This window comes from Bacillus sp. SN32, assembly GCF_002837495.1.
Classification (GTDB): domain Bacteria; phylum Bacillota; class Bacilli; order Bacillales; family Bacillaceae; genus Bacillus; species Bacillus subtilis.
Window position 1 is genome coordinate 459,832 of record NZ_PJCT01000002.1, and the last position, 16,898, is coordinate 476,729.

The following is a 16,898-nucleotide window of genomic DNA, read 5'->3' on the forward strand; positions in this document are numbered from 1 at the left end:
TGAAACATAAATCTTTTGTGAAAATTCAGTGAACTTTGTCGAATTTTGTTTGTATTTGCTCTGTTATTGGCGGTTCGGAGGTATATGTATATGCTGATTGAACGAAACAAATACCTCGCACACGCCTAATTGATTAAAAAGGGTTCCATACATTGATGAATAGACAGCATCCATTTTCTATAATGAATCAGAAAATGTTCCTTTAAATACTCACTGAACTCATGAGAGGGAAAAGAGAAAGAGACCAATTGATCAAACTCCGCAAAAATTTGGTCAAATGCTTTCACACAAATTTCAGCACACCGTGAATCCATAATGAAGAGAAGTGTTGAATGTGTTGAGTCCAAATAAAAAAAGGCTTGGATCAGATCTTGGTAGATCCGATCCCCTTCTGTTTTTGATAAATTCTCTTCAGCCTCTATCAAATAACACAACCCTTCTTCAATGGTAAAAAGAAGATGATAATAAGCTGATAAAAGCGTATAATCTTCAATGCTCTTCAAGGCACTCACCTATTTACGCTTGTCATAATATGTGCCGTCAATCGTAATGTTGTTATAAGGATTTAAATACGTGGTATGCATCACACGTTTTCTTTTCATCTGCTGAAGTTCTGCTGCGATTGACTGCTTCAGTCGTTCCATTTCCTTCACAATAAGCTGATCCCATGTCAGCACAAGCTTCATCTGCTTTCGCTCTTCTTCTGAAAGCGGCAGAGATATCTCCTGAATCAGTTCAGACCGTTTAGCCACAAAGTCTTCAATTTGTTTTAAAAGCTCATCGCTTTCCGGCGTATTTTGTATGTGTGACAGCATACTCTTCGTCTCAGTGTATAGTTGATCTATGTTATTCATGCGATCCCGCCTGATCCGTGCCGGTCCTTCCGCTCACTTTGAATGGCCTGTTTCCAAGCATCGCGAAAATCTGTTACATAGCCTTCAACCTCAGCCAGCATGCCCGTATCATTTTTGATATTTGCCTGTACCAATCTTCGATACATATAATCGTACATCGCACCCATGGAAGCGGAAAGCTCTATGTTACGGTTAAGTGTAAAATTTAATTCCTGAATAATATTTTGCGCTTTAATCAGATTCTCATTTTTACGTTCCATATCATCATTCTCGATGGCCTGAGAGGCAAGTCTTATAAATTTCAAACAGCCATTATACAGCATAAGCGTCAGTTCACCGGGTGTAGCCGTATTCACTGAATTTTGCTGATAGGCTGTATAAGGATTTTGGATCGCCATGTGTCATCCTCCAAATTACATTTATTGTACAAGAAGCTGTGATAAATAGGACGCTTGTTCGTTCATTTTTTGAATCGCAGAATCCATTGCACTGAATTTTGTATAATAGCGGTTTTCTATTGTGGTCAACCGGTCCTGCATTTTGGTAATATCTGTGCTGATCGTGTTTAAATTTTTACCGATTGAATAATCATTGGTTCCCATTGTCGAGTTGCCGGCTTTTGCTTCAATGCTCTTCACCGTACTTTTCAGGGTGTCACCGATGCGTTTCATAATCCCTTTATCACTATAGGCGCTGCTGTTCGACCCACTTGTAAATAAAGCGGCAACGCTTTGCGGATCTTCTTGTATTTTGGCTTTCAGTTTGTCTTCATTAATCTCTAAATGCCCCCGCATTTGGTAAGCACTTGAGGTTGTTATGCCGAATTCTGTCAATTGATAGGTTTTCCCATCCGCATTAACTTGAGTATAAAAGTCAGTCCGCATTTGATTCGTGCCGGTGCTGATGCTGGAATCATTTCTAAGCAATCCGCTTTTCGCCTTCTCCTCCCAGAGCTCTACCTCTTTATCGGACATGGCTTCTTTTTGTTCACTTGTCAACGGAGTATAGTCTCGGTATTTTTCTTCTTTCAGCTTTTCATTCAGGCTGTCAACCATTTCATTGTATTTATCTACAAACTCTTTGATTTGGTTATAAATCCCGTCAACATCAGTAGAAACAGATGTGGTAACAGGGCCTGTGGCTGCAGTTGTATTTTTAATCGAGTAAGTAACACCATTCACCGTGAAATTGTTTGTCAGCTTCTCCATTTCAAAGCCGTTGATTGTGACTTTGGCATTTGTGCCTTCTTTGTAAGCAGTGAGCTTATTATCAGCATCCAAAGAAAAACCAAGCTGACCGGACATAAAGTCAGCTGTAGCAGAGTCTGCTGCCTGTATACTGCCCCCTGCACCTGTTGCTTTAGAAGAAAACGCAATTGTTTCTACGTACTCTGTACCATTCCAAATTTTATCTTTAAAAGCTGATACTCCTAGATCTGAGCTGTTAAGTTTAGAAATCACATTATCAATCGTATCGGCGCTCGTCACACTAATGTTCACTGTTTTTGCCGTTGTTTCGCCAGGCGCAACAACGTTAAATGCCAAATTGTAATCGCCTTGAGTGTATCCCGTATAATTGTTTGCCTTATACGTTGCTGCGGTTGCCAAGCTCGCCACTTCAACAGTAGAAGAAGAGTTTGGTGCACTTGCGCTTCCTGTAGCAGTTAACACAGACTCATTAGAGCTTGTCACAGTTTTGCTCTGAAACGTACTCGGATATGTCAGCTTATTATTAGACATATAGTCTTGCAATTCTTTTATTTTTGTATTGACTTCCCGATAGCTGTCACGCTGCCATTCAAGAGTCTGCTTTTTTTGCTTCAGCTTATCAAGCGGCGCTCTTTCTGTCTGCATCAGCTTAGATACGATATCATCTATATCCATTCCTGACGCCAGTCCTGTTATTCTTGTGACCATCTCAAACCACTCCTATTCTACTTTTTTTCATCTACAAATAACCCGAGAAATTCAGTCATAGCCGCATAAAAATCAAGCCACCGTTTTGGTGGAATTTCGCGGATCACTTCATTTGTAGAGTCCTCTATTACCTTTACATAGTATTCATTTAACTTGTCATGAAGCTCGAACTTCAGATGAACTTGCGAAGGTTCCAAAAGCTTGTTCATTTCCCCCACCATTTCAGCAAGATTGGTATATGAAACTTGATGAACAGGAACCTCGTTATCATTATCTTTCTGATTATGTATTTGAGTATCATAACGATCCCAAACAGGTTGTAACGTAGTGAGCCTTTCAATGTTCAATTGATCATCCCCTATGCCCCAATCTATCGTTTATATCGACTAAATGGAGATAAGATTACACATATTTTTGGAAAAAAATCTTCTGTTTTAGATTTCTTGTTTGGAAATACATTTATAAAAAGTTAGTGGAGAATCCGGTTATTATATCATGAGTTAGTGACAGGATGAGGAATGATTCGGAGATAGAAATATAAATTAAAAGACCCTGGCAACGCCAAGGTCTTTTTTAAAATTAACGTAACAATTGAAGTACGTTTTGTGGCTGTTGGTTTGCTTGAGCAAGCATCGCTTGAGAAGCCTGAGAAAGAATGTTGTTCTTTGTGAACTCACTCATTTCTTTAGCCATGTCAACGTCACGGATACGAGACTCAGCAGCAGTCAAGTTTTCAGAAGAAGCACCAAGGTTGTTGATTGTGTGCTCTAAACGGTTTTGTACTGCACCAAGTTTACCACGTTCAGAAGATACTTTGTTAATTGCAGAATCTACTTTAGTTAAAAGCGCATCTGTGTTAGCTGCCGTAGCTGTTGTTACAATGTAATCTGCTTTTTTAATATCAAGACCTGTAGTACTCATATCCCCAATGTTAACTGTTAATTGTTGACCTTTGTTGGCACCGATTTGGAAAGTGAATCCATTTGTCTCAGTACCATCAAGAAGGTTTTTACCGTTAAAAGCTGTACGTTGAGAAATTCCATCTACCTCATCAAGAAGGTTATTAACTTCATCTTGAATGGCTTGAAGGTCTGTCGTTGCATCTTGAGTACCAGTGTTACCCGCTTGAACAGTTAACTCACGAACACGCTGAAGAATTGAGTGAGTTTCAGTCAATGCACCCTCAGCTGTTTGGATAAGAGAGATTCCGTCTTGAGAGTTTTTAGAAGCCATGTCAAGACCTCTGATTTGTCCTCTCATTTTTTCAGAGATCGCAAGACCTGCTGCGTCATCTCCCGCACGATTGATACGAAGACCTGAAGAAAGTTTCTCCATGTTCTTTTGGCTTGCACTGTTGTTTGAAGACAAACGGTTCAGTGTGTTAAGTGCTGCGATATTGTGGTTAATTCTCATTGTTTTGTTCCTCCTTGAATATGTTGTTAAGGCACGTCCTTGTGCCCTTATTTTGTAACTGGCGGAGTCTTTTGCGCCTCCTCCCGGCTACATCATTAATATCGGATTGTCTCTGATTTTGTTAATACAAAAATAAAAAAATCCTCACTTTTTTTGTGAGGATAATGCGGAGATCACATCGCTGGATAACGCTGCCGCACGGTTATTTTCTTCCTGAATGGTCAAGTAGATTTCTTTCCTGTGAATATCAATATGCTTTGGGGCGTCAATTCCAAGCTTCACTTGATCCCCCTCAACCGCAATCACTTTCACTTCAATATCAGCACCTATTTGAATCGCTTCGTTTATTTTCCGCGATAAAACTAGCATGATTCTCCTCCAATCGGATGCTTTGTCGTATATGAGGAGTCGTGTAAAACGACTTGCTTAGCCATCATGTTCTTGCGATTCACAATAATGGGGGCCAATAAATTCGCAGTAGACTTTTCAAATGGCTCTGCCATAGTCAATATTGTCATGACTTCTACGTCTTGAATATTATCAATATCCAAAAGTTCAGCAGTTGATTCATCAAGGTCAAATTCATAATTCTTAAAAAAGATAAACGGACTTACAACGATAAACGCAAGATTTTCTGAAGTGACGGACTGCAGTGCCACGAATGGGGAGTCTTCTGAAAGCGGAAGTATGACGAACTGTTTTTCTTCTAAAAAGCCTGGAATCCCGCTTTCAAAAAGAATGATTTGTTCTTCTTTTATGTTCATTTGGCCATGGTACTTCGTATGAATGATCATTGTTCACGATCCTTTTCTTTTTACTTTTCGGGTGATTCTTTTGGGTATTCTACATCTATATTTAAATCAGGGTATTGGAGCATGTCAACCTTAACATTTCCTGGCGTATATTCAACAATTGGCTTATGCGGCTCAGCCTGAATAACAGGCTTTCGCGGCGTAATCTGAACATCAAGCTGTGACGGAGTATATTGTATTTTCACCCTAGATAGAGAAGGAGCATAATTTTCGCCTAATTGAATTTGGTGCATTTCAGAGTTCCTCCTTGCTTGTGAAGCGATTGGGTTCCCCTTATTTTCAATCCTCATAAGCTCGTCGCCTTCTTCTGCAGTACGCGCTATTCCCTCCATTACATCCTCATGCCCTTGTTGTGCGGCTTCTTCAATTCTCTTGAAAACATGCTTTCTGTCTAATTCTTCCCATGCTTGTGTCTGGTCAATCGTGAGTTTTCCAGGTGTCACCGATAGTTCCATTTCCGCACTCGGCTGTTCGATCTCTAGATCAGCTTGAGGCTGCTCCATTTTTAAGCTGGCAGGCGTCGTTGTTAAACCAATTTTTCCTTGAACACTATGCATAATCAATCTGGGAATCTGCATCACTCTACCTCCTGAACTATAAAAAAAGCGAACTCCTAAGAGCCGCTTACTTTAAAAAGTCAATCAATGTAGGCTGAACAATTTGCGCATTAACGGCCAGAGTAGCCCTGTGCACACTTTGCTGCGCAATAAATTCAGTTATTACTTCTTCCAGTTCTACATCTTCATTGTCTGATAACACTTTGGTAGCTGTTTCTTCTTGCGCTGACAGTCTTGTATTAACCAATTCAAGACGATTATATCTCGCTCCAAGATCAGATCGTTCAGCACTCATGCCGTCAGAAAAATGATCAATATCATCTAAAACACTGTCCATGCCATCTAGCGAACCAGAATTTAGTGCTTTCTCAAAAGAATCAAGCATTTCAAATACATTCTGCCCGCTTTCAGAAGTGCCTCCAAAAGCTGACTTTGGATCTGAATTCACTTTCAATGACATATTATTTGATATATTGACTACGACATCAGCTGTATCAGAAATTGTATAAGTTCCGTCTCCGTTATCTGTAACCGGAGGCTTATCTGAATTTGTGCCATTAAAGATATATCTGCCGTTCACTTGTGTATTCGCAATATTTAAAAGCTGTTCCTTTAACTGCTTTACCTCTACGCCAATCGCTTGCCGCTCCGACTCGCCGTTTGTATCATTTTGAGCTTCAACCGCTAATTCTCTGACCTTTGACAAGATGTCAATTCCTTCTGTAATGTTTGTTTCTGTGTTTTCGAGCCAGGTAAAGGCTTGAGAAGCATTGCTTTTGTACTGCTGCACTTGAGACAGTTGCGTATTATACTTTAAGCTTTTCATTGCTACTACAGGATCGTCGGAAGCTTTTGAGATTTTTTTCCCTGAAGAAATCTGCGACTGGAGTTTATCCAGTTTCGAGTAGCTCGAACCGATATATCTCAGTGAGTTTTGCTGTATCATGCCTTGTGTTACTCTCATGTGACTCTACCTACCTTCCTCCAACACCCATGCCATTGATCACTTTATCAAGCAATTCGTCTTGTAAAGTCACCATTCTTGCAGCTGCATTGTATGCGTGTTGGAATTGAATCATATTCGTCATTTCTTCGTCTAAAGAAACTGCGCTCATTTGCTGACGGTTTATGTCAGCATCATTTAGCTGTGTTTCTGTATTAGACGCCAGTCGATTAGCCTCTTGAGCTTCGATCCCTAGCTCGCCAATCAGACCAGCATAATAATCTAACACACTAGTTTCTTTACCGTTAATAGTAATTTTACCGGTTAAAACATTTGCTAGTTTTGTAGCATTTGCGTTATCGTTGGCTGCACCAGTCAGTGAGAAAGCAATGTTTGCGCCTTTTGAATCTATTATGCTGTCAGCCACTTTGATCTTGCCCGCCGCGCCCTTGGCAGGTTCAGTTTCACCGCCAGTAAAATCAAAAAAGTCTCCGCCTTGTTCACCGCTCTTGGTCACACCATTTCTGTGCACTTCATTGAAAGCTTTCGCGAATTCAAGCGCCATATTGTCAAGATCAGAAAGCATTTCCGGGTATACGCCCTTTTCTTGGCCGTCTGCTGTTATATACCCGTAGGACTCTATAAATCCTAAAAGGGATCCCTTGCTGCTGAAGGACTCCGCCTGCACAGCTGTATCTCCGATTGAAATACTTGATACTAACCCAGTTTCATTATCATAGTTGGCTGCAAGTTCTGAAACCTCGTAATTTTTACCGTCCAAAACAGTTCCTAGCGACTGTTTATTTTTATCGAGGATTTCAATTGATACAGTTCCTTCAGCAGAAGCAAGCGCATTCCCGCCTGATTTGTTGTAGCTGACTTTGATATCAACCATTGAGGATAATTTATCGATCAGCAAATCTCGCTGGTCATATAAACCATTCGGAAGAAGCCCGACCGGCTCTACTTGTGCAATTTGCTTATTTAAACTGTTTAATTGAGAAAGCAGAGAATTGACATCCAACACAGTTGTATTTAGCTCTGCTTTTAAATTCGATTGGACATTTGTAAGTGATTCAGAAATATAATTAAACGTTTCAGCTACAGCTTGTCCTTTTCGAGCAACAACAGAACGTGCACTTTCTTCATTTGTATTATTCGATAATTCCTGCAGGGAGTTCCAAAACGAATTGAGCACACTGTTCAAGCCGCTGTCATCCGTTTCATTTAAAACGCCTTCCATTTGGGACAGCGCTTTGGCCTTCGTGTCATAGTATCCGGCACTGTTGTTTTGAAGACGGTATTGGTAGTCAAGAAAGATATCTCTTATTCTCTCAACTGATTTTCCTTGAACGCCCGTACCCATTTGTCCCGCTGTTTTTTCTGCGTTTTTGGATACAGCAGGGAAATAGTCAGTTGCCTCCAATGAGACCCGCTGTCTTGTATAACCATCAGTATTGGCATTTGCCACGTTATTTGCAGTAGTGCTTAAAGCTGCCTGCTGAGCGCTTAACGCCCGCCTTGCAGTTTCAAGCCCCATAAAGGTAGATGTCATTTTCTGAATTCCTTTCTGCTAAGCTTTTGAATCAAACAGTTTCATTTGGCTGCTTTTCGGCAGCTCAGCTTTAATTGATTTGCTGTAATTGAAGTTATTTTCCTTAGGAACCAGCATATCGTACGAAATAGAGATGAATTGCAGCGCGTCTCTTGTCAGCTGCCTATTCATCTCATTTACTTTTTTCAGACGTCCGAGAACTTGAGAAAGAGATTCGTATAGTTGTTCCAGCTCTTCCTTTTCACTGCCTGAGGTTTTGGCGATACATGCGGAAATAGTATTATTTTCGCTATATCCGAGAAAGGCCGAAGTTGTTTTGATCCGGTCATCTTCTGTCTGCGTGATCGCTTGAATATATTTTTGCTCTTTTGTCAAAATGTTAGAAAGCTCTTTTGTTTTGCCGGCTTTGAGCGCTTCCGTCTTTTCTTCAGACAGCGTGAGCAGGTGCTCATGCAGAACGCAAAGTCGCTTCAATTGTTCAATAATTGCCTTCGCTGACATGGGCTTTCTCCTTTTTTATTGCTTTTTATAAAAATTAATTATATTTTTCGCGATATGATTTGCGTCTACTTTGTATGACCCGTTTTCAATTTGCGCTTTAAGCTGCGCAATTTTTTCCTGTCGTGAACCAGCGACTGCGTCGGATGCATGTTGCATTTCTTTAGCCTGTGATGAAATTTCAATTTTATCTTGAGGCTGTGCAGCAGTTTTTTGCACCGCTTGCTTATCATAATTTTTTTGATATGGATTAACGGATTGTGTTCCAAATTGATTGATTTTCATAGGATTCCTCTCGCTTTCCGTTGCAGTCTTTAAACAATCTTAACCCTTTTATCGACTGCGTTTTCAGTTAGTTTAGGGAATCAGCTGTTTTTGGTATTATAGGCATAGTATGTGTCTTTTTTACTATTTTCTTTCTCGATTTTCAGAGCATCCTCGTGGTTCAAATGATCCATTTGATCCTTAATATCGGACTGGCAAACCTTGCAGAACTTGCCTTCTCTAATCGATGTCCCGCACCTTTCACAAGGGTATGCCAAATTAGGAAGATGAGTGATCTGAATTCGCTTCTGCCTGATGAATTTCAATATCAGCTCTTCTTCCACACCTGTTTCCTCAGTTATCCGGCTCAAAGTTGATTGCCGATTTTCCTGTTTTCTTAAAAATTTATAGACAGTCTCAAATGATTTTTCTTCTTCCTTAATACACGCCTGACATACGGTTTGCAGCTTTGTTTTTAAAAATAAAGCATTGCATTTCGGACAATTAGCCAGTTCTCCCATCTTTTTTTCTCCTTATTAGATAATATGCCTGTGTCAATTTCTAGTGATTATATCGGCATAAAAACAGAATCATTTAGCTTCTGATCAAGGTAAAAGATGCCACTGAAGCGGCTTTTCCTTTTTCTAATAAGCAGCGGGCTGCGAAGTGCAAAGTGGCGCCTGTTGTATAAAGATCGTCTATTAAAATGATATTCATACCTTCTGCTGAATTATTTTTCGTATCAAAAATGCGCTCTGACAGCAGGCGTTCTGTTTTCTTTTTCTTTGACTGTTTCTCATTATTCAGGCGAATGAGGGGATGGTGGGAAGGCCGGTCTAAACATTCTGCCAAGAGCTGTGCCTGGTTAAATCCGCGCTCTTCTTCCCGTTCCTTGCTCAGCGGAATAGGTACAAGAACAAAATGCTTATCGGGGTAAACCTTAGAAAAGGTTGAAGAAAAATCACTTTTAAATGCATTTATGATTTCTGCATCTCCTCTAAATTTAAAACGGGAGAGCGTTTCTTTCATCATATCATTATATGTGTAAACTGAACGGTTTTGACGCAATAGCAAACTGTCTCTGATCCTTGTTCTCCACACCTCGCAATCCCTGCATACGGCATGAACAGATTGAGGTCTGCCGCACAGGGGGCAGATATGTCCTGTGATTTTCTTTAATTTGCTTCTGCAAGAATAACAAACCTTTTCATCAGGCTTTAATAAAAAAAGGGCTCTCCATGTAACATCTTGAGAAAATTGCGAATCACATAATAAACAGATCAGTTTATGAATGCCTCCTCCTGCTTCGTTTGACATAAATCGCTTGGACTCTCTGAAACTACAGCAGCAGATTCAGCCAAAATGACAAGCATTGCTGTGTTTTTTTGTTTATCTACCAGCTCAGCTTTCGTATATGCGATCTTTTTAAGATCAGTAACGTAGGATGGACTCACTTTGTTTAAAGAAAGTGCCAATACATCGTTTTGGCATACTTGGCAAGTACAGGCCATATGAAGCTGGTCCATATATCGGTCGAGCAGTTCTTTCATTACGATTTCTTTTGAATTGACAAGCATTTTTACAGCTCCTCATCATCGGTTATATGAGTATACTGTACCACGTTTTCAAATAATGGCTAGTCTGTACATTCAACTTTTGCTGCCAATTCATTCATTTCTTTTATATGCTTTCTTGCATCGAGCATACTCTTTGTTTTGCCGAAGTGAAAGTAAATGACATCGCCGTCCGCATATTCTTTATGCCGGCCGGTTCTTCCTGCAATTTGAACAAGTGCGCTTTCCGTAAAGATAGGTGATTCCGCTCCTAGTACACCCGTTTGCACCTTGGGGACTGTGACGCCTCTTTCCAGTATTGTTGTTGTGATTAATAAATCGAGCTGACCATCTCTGAATTGCTGCACTTTCTCCTTTCTATGCTTGTCTTCCGCGTGCACAGATGCGGTTCGGCAATGAACACCTCTAAAGCACGCAGCAGCCTTTTCCAGAATAGAAACGGAAGGAACGAATAAAAAAACAGGCCTCCCTTCTTTTACATGAAACTCTATCCATCTTTTCACCGCTGGCGGAATTTTATTTCGGTTTAATTTCTTCTTCCAGTTTCCACACCATACAAAGCGCGGTTCGGGTAAAGGTTTCCGGTGGTGTCTTGCGGGGATGCGAACTGAATGTAACTGTCCGTTCAGTGCTTTTCTTTTTAATTCTTTAGGAGGTGTTGCACTTAAATAAACAAGGGTGCTGTTTTTCTTTCTTGCTTTTTGAACAGCGAATTGAAGGGTTTGATCAGCAGAATATGGAAAAGCGTCAACTTCATCAATGATCATAACATCGATTGCATCTTTATATCGCAAAAGCTGATGCGTAGTGGAAATCATAAGCGGAGATAGCCGCCCTTTGTCATCACTTCCTCCATAAAGCGCTGAAATGTCAGCACCCTGAAAGGCAGCCTTGAGCCTTGGAGCAAGCTCTAATACAACATCGGTGCGAGGTGTTGCAATACATACACGCAGTCCTTGATTTAACGCTGATTCTATACCAGGGAACAGCATTTCTGTTTTGCCAGCGCCGCAAACCGCCCAGATGAGGAGCTCTTCTTTTTTTGATATTGCTTCAATTAATACATTGGCGGCTTTTTGTTGTCCGCTTGAAAGCTTGCCATCCCATGTCAGTTTAATTGACTTCCAGTTTGGTTCATTTTCCTCTTCCCATGAATATAAAGGAACCCCCTTACTCACTCTGCCCATCATGACACAGGAACGGCAATACAGCTTATTCTTTCCAGATGAGTGATAAAAAGAATAATACCGCTGATCAGTTTGGCCGCACCTATTACATCTATATCCCCGTTTATTTATGGATATAGAATTTTCAGCAGTGATATATCCATTCTTGATATGCCATTCAATCATCTCATCGGAAAATGAGAGCTCAGTCCTGAGCAAATGACGGCTTCGAAGCGTCTGCTGCAATTCTTTTGAAAAGGAACTGTTTTTTTCAACTGGCACATTCACATAGCACGCCTCCTTTCGAGACAGTATGCCTGAATGAATATTTTCTGTCCAACTATTAAAATAAGAATATAAAAAAATCTCCGCTCTAAAAACGGAGATTTGGCCTTATTTAAAACACCAGCAAATTCCTAGCGCACCTTCACCCAAATGAGTGCCGATTACCGCGCCAAAATAGCTGTTATAAAATTCAACATGAGGATATTTTGCAGAAAGCTCTTCAATGATTTTCGCTGCTTCTTCCTCTCGATTAGCGTGGATAACAGCAGCTCGCATAGGTAACCCTTTACTCGCATCTTCGTCTAAAAGCTCATAAATTCGCGAAATTGCTTTTTTACGTGTGCGAATCTTCTCAAAAGGCACAATTACCTTATTGTCAAAATGAAGGATAGGCTTTACCTTTAGAAGACTACCAATGAAGGCTTGGGCGCTGCTTAATCGCCCGCCGCGCTGAAGATGAGCTAAGTCATCTACCATAAAATAAGCTCGAACTGTTTTTTTCATTTCTTCCAGTTCTTTTATAATATCTTCCGGCGATGATGCTCCGTTTTTGATTAATTCAGCAGCTTTAAGGGCATAAAAGCCTTGAGCCAAGCAGCTGATCTCTGAGTCAAATGGATACACATCGATATTGTCGACCATCGAATCAGCCGCTGCTGCACTGCTGAATGTTCCGCTGATCCCGCTGGAAAGATGGATACTGATAACCGCATCATAAGACTTGCCAAGCTCTTCATACAACGCAACCAGCTCGCCGATTGGCGGCTGAGAAGTCGTCGGGAGCTCATTATGTTTTTTCACTTCTTCGTAAAAGCTTTTCCAGTCCAACTCAATTTCTTCACGGTAAGTCTCCTCCCCAAAAACAACCTGGAGAGGGATCATATGTATCTGATGTTGTTCACGCATTTCTTTCGGAATATATGCCGTGCTGTCTGTTACGACTGCAATATTCATAGCTTCGATACCTGCCTTATTGCTTTATAACTCTATTGTAAGGGAAACGGCAGCCTAAAAAAAGACCTGCCTAGAAAAAGGCAAGTCTCCTATTATACTATCTCATTTCTACCCAGCCATTTTTAATGGCGACCACAACGGCTTGCGTCCGGTCGTTTACATTCATTTTTTGTAAAATATTGCTGACATGGTTTTTAACGGTTTTCTCACTGATAAACAATGATTCACCAATACCGCGGTTGCTTTTTCCGTCTGCAAGCATCTGCAGCACTTCACATTCCCGCCTAGTTAAAATATGTAATGGTCTGCGGATTTCAGGGTAAACCTCATGTTGAGGGTGTGCAGAAACTCCGCTTGTTGCAAGGCGGCGGAATTCGTTAACGAGGTTGTGAGTAACCTTCGGATGAAGGTAAGATCCGCCCTCAGCCACTACTTTAACCGCTTCAATTAATGTATCAGCATCCATCTCTTTCAGCAGATAACCTCTTGCACCTGTTTTCAGGGCATGTGTTACATAATTTTCGTCATCGTGAATTGATAGAATAATTACTTTAGATTCAGGATACAGCTCTACAAGCTGTTTTGTAGCTTCCACACCATTTACGTTTGGCATATTGATATCCATGATCACAACATCAGGATGATAGTGCTCAACAATACGAGCCGCTTCGTCTCCGTCATCACCTTCGGCTACCACTTCAAAGGTAGGTTCAAAATCCAATATCCGTTTAACACCTTCACGAAATAACTGATGGTCGTCGATAATAACAATGTTTACTTTAGTCACAAGCCACGCCTCCTTGTATTATTGTTCTATATACTCTAGCATTCGGTCAATATGCCTTTTGGCTCTATTTTACAAATCATAGTCAAAGAGATAACGGAACCTTAATCATAATAAATGTCCCAAGACCTATTTTCGAATCTATTGTCATCGTTCCTTCCAATAAATCTACTCTTTCTTTCATGCCCAGCAAGCCGAATGATTTGTTTTTCTTCTCTTTCGCTTCCTTCAGGTCGAACCCTTTACCGTTATCTTTTATCATTAAAATCACAAAATCCTTTGTGATCTCAACTTTGACTGTAATTTCTTCAGATTCAGAATGCTTTAGCGCATTAGACACAGCTTCCTGTGCGAGCCTGAAGAGCGCAACCTCAAACTGAGGCGCTAGCCTCTGATCCTCTGTTTCTCCAATGCACTGAAAATGTATTTTGACCTTCCCGTTATATTCCTCGGTTGTATATAGATATTTTCTTAAAGTTGGAATCAGGCCTAGGTCATCAAGGGCCATCGGTCTTAAATCATATATAATCCTTCTCACTTCGTAAAGGGCATTCCGAACATTTTGGCGTAGATTTTTAATTTCTTGGAACCCGTCCTCTGCGCCCCGGTCACGGAAAATCCGCTCGATTAATTCCGATCTCATCATAACATTCGCCAGCATTTGAGCGGGTCCGTCATGGATTTCTCTTGAGACTCTTTTTCGCTCTTCTTCCTGCGCCTCAATAATTCTTAAGCCGAAATCCTGTTTTGCCTGAGCATCAGCAAGAAGCAGTCCAACTTCGCGCAAATCCTGATTCAAGTAGTTGAGCACAACTGTAATTTGGCTTACTAATGATTCTGACCGCTCAATGATTTCCTGAAGCCCTAGCAATCTGCGCTCCAAATCGTCCCGCCGTTCGCGCAATTGCTTCTCACGCTGCTGGATCATCGTCAATTCTACCTGCAGCTTATGGGCTTTTTCATAAGCATTGCGGATTTCCTCTTCACTGAATCTATGAAAATTACGGCTGACCTCGGATAAACGGTTTCTCGCATGGCGGGTTTGCACTTCAAGTTTATCGCCAAGCTCGATCACTTCATACACCTGCTGTTTAATTTGTTTCAGTTCTTCGACCAGCTGTTCATACTGCTGGCGTGACTGCTCCCCGATTTGAAAAACTTCGTCCTTGCTCCCGTCAACGGTTTTCAGCATCTTCATCAAAATAGAATCCAGCACTTTGGAATCCATCTTTGTTTTATTCATAATTTCCCTCCGTCACGGCGTTGTCATATATTTTTATTATAAATGTAATTGATCTGCAAATTATGTCGAATTATAATGAAAGAATGCGTATATTCTAGAAAAAAACATTTTTATATACTATCTACTCTTTATGATACCAAAATACGCACAAAAATTCTAAAGACTGTACGAATTTGTATAGGCAGTCTTTTATGCTTAGCAGGAGGGTCAGCTAGCATGCTGCACAGCTATTTTACTGTGAAAGAAGCAGGAGAACACGAGATTGTTATAGAAAAATCGCGTTTTATCTGTCATTTAAGCCGTGTTTCTACCGAACAAGAGGCACAGGAATTTATACAGAAAATAAAGAAACAGCACTGGAATGCGACTCATAATTGCTCGGCTTATGTTATTGGCGAGAATGATCATATCCAAAAAGCCAATGATGACGGAGAACCAAGCGGTACAGCGGGAGTGCCGATGCTCGAGGTTTTAAAAAAACGCAGACTGAAGGATACTTGCGCCGTTGTTACACGCTACTTCGGAGGCATTAAGCTTGGTGCTGGCGGATTAATTCGCGCTTATGGGAAATCAGTGTCTGAAGGATTAAATCATATAGGTGTTGTAGAACGGAAGCTTATGCGAATCATGCATACTTCTGCAGATTACACATGGCTTGGCAAGATTGAAAACGAATTAAGGGAGTCACAATTTCTGTTAAAGGAAATCCATTATTCAGAAAATGTTGAATTCGAAACATACGTCGAAGAAAAAGAAACAAACGCTTTTTCTGAATGGATGACAGAACTGACAAATGGAAAGAGTGATATTAAAGAGGGAGAGTTGACGTATCTTGAAAAAGCCGTCAATCACATAAAGGAGACTGAATAATGGCTGAACGCGTTAGAGTGCGTGTGCGAAAAAAGAAAAAGAGCAAACGCAGGAAAATTATAAAAAGAATTATGTTATTGTTCGCCCTTGCACTATTGGTAGTTGTGGGGCTTGGCGGATATAAACTTTATAAAACCATAAACGCTGCGGATGAATCGTACGATGCCCTATCCCGCGGGAATAAATCAAATCTTCGCAACGAAGTTGTAGACATGAAGAAAAAACCGTTTTCTATTTTATTTATGGGAATAGAGGATTACGCGACTAAAGGACAAAAAGGGAGATCAGACTCTCTTATTGTTGTTACCCTGGATCCCAAAAATAAAACCATGAAAATGCTGAGCATTCCGCGTGACACACGTGTGCAATTAGCTGGTGACACAACGGGAAGCAAGACGAAGATCAATGCCGCTTACAGCAAAGGCGGTAAAGATGAGACAGTTGAAACTGTTGAAAACTTCTTGCAAATCCCGATTGATAAATATGTCACAGTTGATTTTGACGGATTTAAAGATGTGATTAATGAAGTCGGCGGTATTGATGTAGACGTGCCTTTCGATTTCGATGAAAAAAGTGATGTAGACGAAAGCAAACGGATTTACTTCAAAAAAGGCGAGATGCATTTGAACGGCGAAGAAGCCTTAGCATATGCCCGGATGAGAAAACAGGATAAACGCGGAGACTTTGGCCGTAATGACAGACAAAAACAAATCTTAAACGCGCTGATTGACCGAATGTCAAGTGCAAGCAACATTGCTAAAATTGATAAAATCGCAGAAAAAGCCAGCGAAAACGTTGAAACCAATATTCGCATTACTGAAGGTTTAGCGCTTCAGCAGATTTACAGCGGCTTTACCAGCAAAAAAATCGACACATTGAGCATTACAGGTTCTGATTTGTATTTAGGGCCTAACAACACATATTACTTTGAACCTGATGCTACAAATCTCGAGAAAGTCAGAAAAACGCTTCAAGAGCATTTAGATTATACTCCTGATACAAGCACTGGCACTTCCGGTACCGGAAATGCAACAGACGGGGCTGACAGCTCAAGCAGTTCTGGCAGCACTGGCACAACAACTGACGGGACGACGAGCGGAAGCAGCTATTCGAATGACAGCAGCACAAGCTCAAACAACAGTACAACGAATTCAACAACTGATTCATCCTATTAAAAAATGCCCGGTCCTTTTAGAGGATCGGGCATTTT

The 16,898-nt window shown here is 40.7% G+C and carries 22 protein-coding genes; 2 read left to right on the forward strand and 20 right to left on the reverse strand.

Annotation, left to right across the window (positions count from 1 at the left end):
• Positions 1 to 125 precede the first annotated feature (125 nt).
• From CW370_RS10710 to degS, 20 genes are all read right to left on the reverse strand, one after another.
• Positions 126 to 503, reverse strand: coding sequence for a hypothetical protein (locus CW370_RS10710; RefSeq protein WP_024571529.1), 378 nt, complete (start codon positions 501 to 503; stop codon positions 126 to 128).
• 9 nt (positions 504 to 512) lie between these two features.
• Positions 513 to 854, reverse strand: coding sequence for a flagella biosynthesis regulatory protein FliT (gene fliT / locus CW370_RS10715; RefSeq protein ID WP_014481040.1), 342 nt, complete (start codon positions 852 to 854; stop codon positions 513 to 515).
• Positions 851 to 1,252 carry a flagellar export chaperone FliS gene (gene fliS / locus CW370_RS10720; RefSeq protein ID WP_014481041.1) on the reverse strand — a complete coding sequence of 134 codons (402 nt, stop codon included), beginning with the start codon at positions 1,250 to 1,252 and terminating at the stop codon, positions 851 to 853. Before fliS ends, fliT begins: the two co-directional genes overlap by 4 nt.
• Positions 1,253 to 1,273: 21 nt before the next feature.
• Entirely contained in the window at positions 1,274 to 2,770 is a 1,497-nt protein-coding gene (locus tag CW370_RS10725; RefSeq protein WP_024571528.1) for a flagellar hook-associated protein 2, read from the reverse strand.
• 17 nt (positions 2,771 to 2,787) lie between these two features.
• On the reverse strand, positions 2,788 to 3,117 hold the full coding sequence (gene flaG / locus CW370_RS10730) for a flagellar protein FlaG (RefSeq protein ID WP_009968250.1): 330 nt from the start codon (positions 3,115 to 3,117) through the stop codon (positions 2,788 to 2,790).
• A gap of 232 nt (positions 3,118 to 3,349) precedes the next feature.
• Entirely contained in the window at positions 3,350 to 4,183 is an 834-nt protein-coding gene (hag, locus tag CW370_RS10735) for a flagellin Hag (protein ID WP_032726957.1), read from the reverse strand.
• A 144-nt stretch (positions 4,184 to 4,327) separates the two neighbouring features.
• Positions 4,328 to 4,552: a carbon storage regulator CsrA gene (gene csrA, locus CW370_RS10740; RefSeq protein WP_003219727.1), complete on the reverse strand. Its 225-nt coding sequence runs from the start codon at positions 4,550 to 4,552 to the stop codon at positions 4,328 to 4,330.
• Positions 4,546 to 4,977 carry a flagellar assembly protein FliW gene (gene fliW / locus CW370_RS10745; RefSeq protein WP_003228007.1) on the reverse strand — a complete coding sequence of 144 codons (432 nt, stop codon included), beginning with the start codon at positions 4,975 to 4,977 and terminating at the stop codon, positions 4,546 to 4,548. The genes csrA and fliW overlap by 7 nt, the downstream gene beginning before the upstream one ends.
• 20 nt (positions 4,978 to 4,997) lie before the next feature.
• Entirely contained in the window at positions 4,998 to 5,573 is a 576-nt protein-coding gene (locus CW370_RS10750; protein ID WP_024572058.1) for a DUF6470 family protein, read from the reverse strand.
• 46 nt (positions 5,574 to 5,619) lie between these two features.
• Positions 5,620 to 6,516 (reverse strand): flagellar hook-associated protein FlgL, encoded by an 897-nt coding sequence (flgL, locus tag CW370_RS10755; protein ID WP_015714797.1) that lies wholly within the window; start codon positions 6,514 to 6,516, stop codon positions 5,620 to 5,622.
• A gap of 10 nt (positions 6,517 to 6,526) precedes the next feature.
• The gene (gene flgK, locus CW370_RS10760; RefSeq protein ID WP_003228001.1) at positions 6,527 to 8,050 is read right to left on the reverse strand and encodes a flagellar hook-associated protein FlgK; all 1,524 of its coding nucleotides are present in this window, start codon (positions 8,048 to 8,050) and stop codon (positions 6,527 to 6,529) included.
• An 18-nt stretch (positions 8,051 to 8,068) separates the two neighbouring features.
• On the reverse strand, positions 8,069 to 8,551 hold the full coding sequence (flgN, locus tag CW370_RS10765) for a flagellar protein FlgN (protein ID WP_014481048.1): 483 nt from the start codon (positions 8,549 to 8,551) through the stop codon (positions 8,069 to 8,071).
• Between the two features lie 15 nt (positions 8,552 to 8,566).
• The gene (flgM, locus tag CW370_RS10770; protein WP_024572695.1) at positions 8,567 to 8,833 is read right to left on the reverse strand and encodes a flagellar biosynthesis anti-sigma factor FlgM; all 267 of its coding nucleotides are present in this window, start codon (positions 8,831 to 8,833) and stop codon (positions 8,567 to 8,569) included.
• An 80-nt stretch (positions 8,834 to 8,913) separates the two neighbouring features.
• Positions 8,914 to 9,333 carry a TIGR03826 family flagellar region protein gene (locus tag CW370_RS10775; protein ID WP_024572694.1) on the reverse strand — a complete coding sequence of 140 codons (420 nt, stop codon included), beginning with the start codon at positions 9,331 to 9,333 and terminating at the stop codon, positions 8,914 to 8,916.
• Between the two features lie 73 nt (positions 9,334 to 9,406).
• Complete coding sequence (gene comFC, locus CW370_RS10780) at positions 9,407 to 10,129, reverse strand: comF operon protein ComFC (RefSeq protein ID WP_024572693.1); 723 nt, start codon at positions 10,127 to 10,129, stop codon at positions 9,407 to 9,409.
• On the reverse strand, positions 10,093 to 10,389 hold the full coding sequence (gene comFB, locus CW370_RS10785) for a late competence protein ComFB (protein ID WP_015483764.1): 297 nt from the start codon (positions 10,387 to 10,389) through the stop codon (positions 10,093 to 10,095). Before comFB ends, comFC begins: the two co-directional genes overlap by 37 nt.
• A 59-nt stretch (positions 10,390 to 10,448) precedes the next feature.
• Entirely contained in the window at positions 10,449 to 11,840 is a 1,392-nt protein-coding gene (gene comFA / locus CW370_RS10790; protein ID WP_024572692.1) for an ATP-dependent helicase ComFA, read from the reverse strand.
• 105 nt (positions 11,841 to 11,945) lie between these two features.
• Positions 11,946 to 12,791: a DegV family protein gene (locus CW370_RS10795; protein WP_003227986.1), complete on the reverse strand. Its 846-nt coding sequence runs from the start codon at positions 12,789 to 12,791 to the stop codon at positions 11,946 to 11,948.
• A gap of 97 nt (positions 12,792 to 12,888) precedes the next feature.
• The gene (gene degU / locus CW370_RS10800) at positions 12,889 to 13,578 is read right to left on the reverse strand and encodes a two-component system response regulator DegU (protein WP_003219701.1); all 690 of its coding nucleotides are present in this window, start codon (positions 13,576 to 13,578) and stop codon (positions 12,889 to 12,891) included.
• A gap of 82 nt (positions 13,579 to 13,660) precedes the next feature.
• Positions 13,661 to 14,818: a two-component sensor histidine kinase DegS gene (gene degS / locus CW370_RS10805; RefSeq protein WP_003227983.1), complete on the reverse strand. Its 1,158-nt coding sequence runs from the start codon at positions 14,816 to 14,818 to the stop codon at positions 13,661 to 13,663.
• Between the two features lie 216 nt (positions 14,819 to 15,034).
• Between degS and CW370_RS10810 the strand changes: the two genes are divergently transcribed.
• Positions 15,035 to 15,688 carry a YigZ family protein gene (locus tag CW370_RS10810; RefSeq protein ID WP_003227979.1) on the forward strand — a complete coding sequence of 218 codons (654 nt, stop codon included), beginning with the start codon at positions 15,035 to 15,037 and terminating at the stop codon, positions 15,686 to 15,688.
• Positions 15,688 to 16,863 (forward strand): polyisoprenyl-teichoic acid--peptidoglycan teichoic acid transferase TagV, encoded by a 1,176-nt coding sequence (gene tagV / locus CW370_RS10815; RefSeq protein WP_101169637.1) that lies wholly within the window; start codon positions 15,688 to 15,690, stop codon positions 16,861 to 16,863. Before CW370_RS10810 ends, tagV begins: the two co-directional genes overlap by 1 nt.
• The last annotated feature ends 35 nt before the right edge of the window (positions 16,864 to 16,898 follow it).